General features: G+C 66.2%; 3 protein-coding genes. All 3 read left to right on the forward strand.

Annotation, left to right across the window (positions count from 1 at the left end; genetic code table 11):
- Nucleotides 1-860 (forward strand): electron transfer flavoprotein-ubiquinone oxidoreductase (locus tag VDP82_RS15820; RefSeq protein WP_323015790.1); only part of this gene is annotated, 860 nt, incomplete at its 5' end.
- Between the two features lie 98 nt (nucleotides 861-958).
- Nucleotides 959-2,941, forward strand: a complete 1,983-nt coding sequence (locus VDP82_RS15825; RefSeq protein ID WP_323015791.1) for a tetratricopeptide repeat protein — start codon at nucleotides 959-961, stop codon at nucleotides 2,939-2,941.
- The coding region (locus VDP82_RS15830; protein ID WP_323015792.1) for a 4-(cytidine 5'-diphospho)-2-C-methyl-D-erythritol kinase at nucleotides 2,941-3,487 on the forward strand (547 nt) is incomplete at its 3' end. The genes VDP82_RS15825 and VDP82_RS15830, both read left to right, overlap by 1 nt.

A 3,487-nucleotide genomic window follows, 5' to 3' on the forward strand; every position in this document is an offset into this window, starting at 1 on the left:
TCGATTATACCGATCCCACCGTCTCGCCCTTCGACGAATTCCAGCGCTTCAAGACCCACCCCTCCATCGCGCCCCTGCTCGAGGGGGCGACGCGCATCTCCTATGGTGCGCGCGCGGTGACGGCGGGGGGCTGGCAATCCATCCCCACGCTGGCCTTTGCCGGCGGCGGCCTTATCGGATGCTCGGCCGGCTTCATGAATGCGCCGCGCCTCAAGGCCATTCACAATGCGATCCTTTCGGGGATCGGTGCTGCCGATGCGGTGGCCGAGGCCATCGGCAAGGGGCGGCAGCATGATCTCATCAGGGATTTCGGTCATCGCGTCATGGCCACGGGCATCGCCCGCGAATTGCAGGGTGTGCGCAACGTCAAGCCGCTCTGGAGCCGCTTCGGCACGCTGGGGGGCGTTGTGCTGGCGGGGGTGGAGCTGTGGAGCTCAGCCCTGTTGGGCCGCTCGCTTCTGGGTACGCTGCATCATAAGCGCCCCGATGCCGCAGGATTGAAGCCGCTCGCCGAGGTGACGCCGCGCCGATATGACCGGCCCGACGGCAAGGTGACCTTCGACCGGGCCGCCTCGGTCTATCTGGCCAATCTGGCCCATGACGAAGACCAGCCGGTGCATCTGCATCTGGCCGATCCCGCGGTCCCGATTCGCGATAACCTGCCGCTTTACGGCGAGCCGGCGCCGCTTTACTGCCCGGCGGGGGTCTATGAAGTGGCCGAGGAGGATGGGGCGCCGGTCTTCCGCATTCACGCGGCCAACTGCGTCCACTGCAAGACATGCGATATCAAGGATCCCGCCGGCAATATCACCTGGGTGCCCCCCGAAGGGGGAAGCGGCCCCAACTATACGGGAATGTGAAAGCAGGCCATGGTGTGTCCCGCCTTGCCGCATCGTCCAAAAACGGACAATCTTCGCGCCCACATCGTGGCCCCTGGGCCAAGGGAGTATTCCGCCTCGTGACACCGTTTCTGAACCGCTTCGCGCGCATGGCGCTTCTGGGCTCGATTGCCTTTGCGCCGGCCATGGCCATGGCGCAGGCGACGGGCCCCGCCATGGTGGCGCAGTCCGATCCGATGGCCATGTTCGACCTGCTGCCCCTGCAACCTCGCGACGGCAGCGGGGCATTCCTTGCCGGCCAGCAGGCGCTGGACGATCTGCGCACCGACGAAGCGGCGCGATATTTCAACGCGGCGGCGCAGGCTGACCGCGACAATCCGCTGCTGGTGGAGCGCGCCTTCATTGCGCTGGCCGCCGATGGGCAGATGGAGCGAGCGGTCGATGCCGCGCGCCATCTGCTGGAACTCGAGCCGGTCAACGAACTGGCCGAAATGGCGATGGCGACGCAGGCGCTCAAGCGGGCGGACTATGCGAAAGCCGAGCACTTGCTCGACAAGGTCGGCCAGGCCAGCTTCACCGGGCTTACCGCCACCATCCTGCGCGCCTGGGCGCTGATCGGAGAAGGCCGCAAGGCCGATGCCGATGCGGCGCTGGAAAGCCTGAGCAGCGCGGGGCTTGACGATTTTCTCGTGTTCCACCGGGCGCTGATGGCCGAAGCCGCCGGTGAAACCGAGGAAGCGATCGACCTTGCCGGCCAGGCGTTCGAAGCCGAGCCCTATATTGCCCGCATGACCGAGGTCTATGCCCGCATGCTGGCCAATGCCGACCGGTTCGATGAGGCGCGGGACGTGATCGCCCAGTTCGAGAACCAGGGGCTGAGCCATCCCGTGGTCACGCTGGTCAAGGAGAAGATCGAGGCGGGCGAGCATCCCGGCCCCTTCGCCACCAGCCCCCAGATCGGCGCGGCGGAAATGTTCCACGGCATCGGCGCGGCGCTGTCGCGCGATGGCAGCTTCGATCTGGCGCTGGTGTTCCTGCGCCTGGCCGCCTATCTCGACCCTTCCGGCGACGTGATCGGGCTGACGCTTGGCCAGTTGCTCGATAGCGCCGACCAGCACGACGCGGCCAATGCCATCTACGACGCCATTCCCCTTAATTCGCCGATGAAACCCACCGCCGTGGTGCGTGTGGCGCAAAATCTCGATGCCAAGGGCCAGCGGCCCGAGGCTTTGCGGCGCCTGCGCAATATCGTGACCAGCCGCCCGCAGGATCTCGATGCGATTTCGGTGCTCGGCGACCTGCTGCGCTATGACGAGCAATATCTGCCGGCGGCCGAGGCCTATACCAAGGCGCTGGAGCTGACCGGGGGCGAAAGCCCTTCGGACTGGCGGTTCTACTATGTGCGCGGCATCGCCTATGAGCGCGCCAAGGACTGGCCCAAGGCGGAGGCCGATCTCCAAAAGGCCCTGGAGCTCAATCCAGACCAACCCTCGGTGCTCAACTACCTGGGTTATAGCTGGATCGACATGGACATGAACCTCGAGCCAGCGCTGGAGATGATCGAAAAGGCTGTCGAGGCGCAGCCGCAGGACGGCTATATCGTCGATTCGCTCGGCTGGGCCTTCTACAAGCTCGGCCGCATGGACGAGGCGGTGGAAACGCTGGAGCGCGCCGTAATGCTGCGGCCCAACGATGCCGAGCTCAACGACCATCTGGGCGATGCCTATTGGGCCGACGGCCGGCGCCTGGAAGCCCATTTCCAGTGGCGCGTCGCCGCCTTTGTCGATGAAATCGGCGACGTGCGCGAACGCATCGCCCGCAAACTTGCTGAGATCGACGCGGGCAAGCAGCCGGATTCCCTGGAAGAGGTGCGGTCCGACGCCACCGAAACCGCCCAGGCCGATATCGAATCCGAGCCGCCCGCCACGGCAGACGGTGAGGAATATGTGGTGCGGCGGGGCGACAATCTCTGGACCATCGCACGCGAGCGCTATGGCAGCGGGGCGGCCTATCAACTTCTGATCGAAGCCAATCGGGATAATCTCGCCAATCCCGATCTCATCCACCCCGGCCTGCGCCTCGTGCTGCCGCAGCGCCAATGATGGCGGAGGAGATCGCAACCGAATTTGCGCCGGCCAAGGTCAATCTCGCGCTGCACGTCACCGGCCGCCGGGCCGATGGCTATCATGAGCTGGAAAGCCTGATTGTCTTCGCCGGGTTGGCCGACGCGGTTGATGCCAGCCCCGCCGAGGCCGATTCCCTGGTCATCACCGGCCCGTTTGCCGCCGGATTGGGGGCGGGGCCGGGCAATCTCGTACTGCGCGCCGTGGCCGGCTTCCGCCAGCGCTGGCCCGACGCGGTAGAGGCCGGATTGAAGCTGCGCCTCACCAAGAACCTGCCGGTTGCGGCCGGCATCGGTGGCGGTTCCGCCGATGCAGCAGCGGCCCTGCGGCTGATGGCGCGGCTGTCCTCCCGCCCGGTCGCGCTGGACGATCTGACGAATCTTGCTGCCGGCCTGGGTGCGGACGTGCCCGCCTGCCTGCTCGGCGTGCCGCTTCTGGCCAGGGGAATTGGGGAAAGGCTGATGCCGCTGCCGGTATTCCCTGCGGCCCATATCGTCCTTGTCAATCCGATGGTGCCGCTGGCGA

Origin of the sequence: Devosia sp., from assembly GCF_034675085.1 — a bacterium.
Lineage (GTDB): Bacteria > Pseudomonadota > Alphaproteobacteria > Rhizobiales > Devosiaceae > Devosia.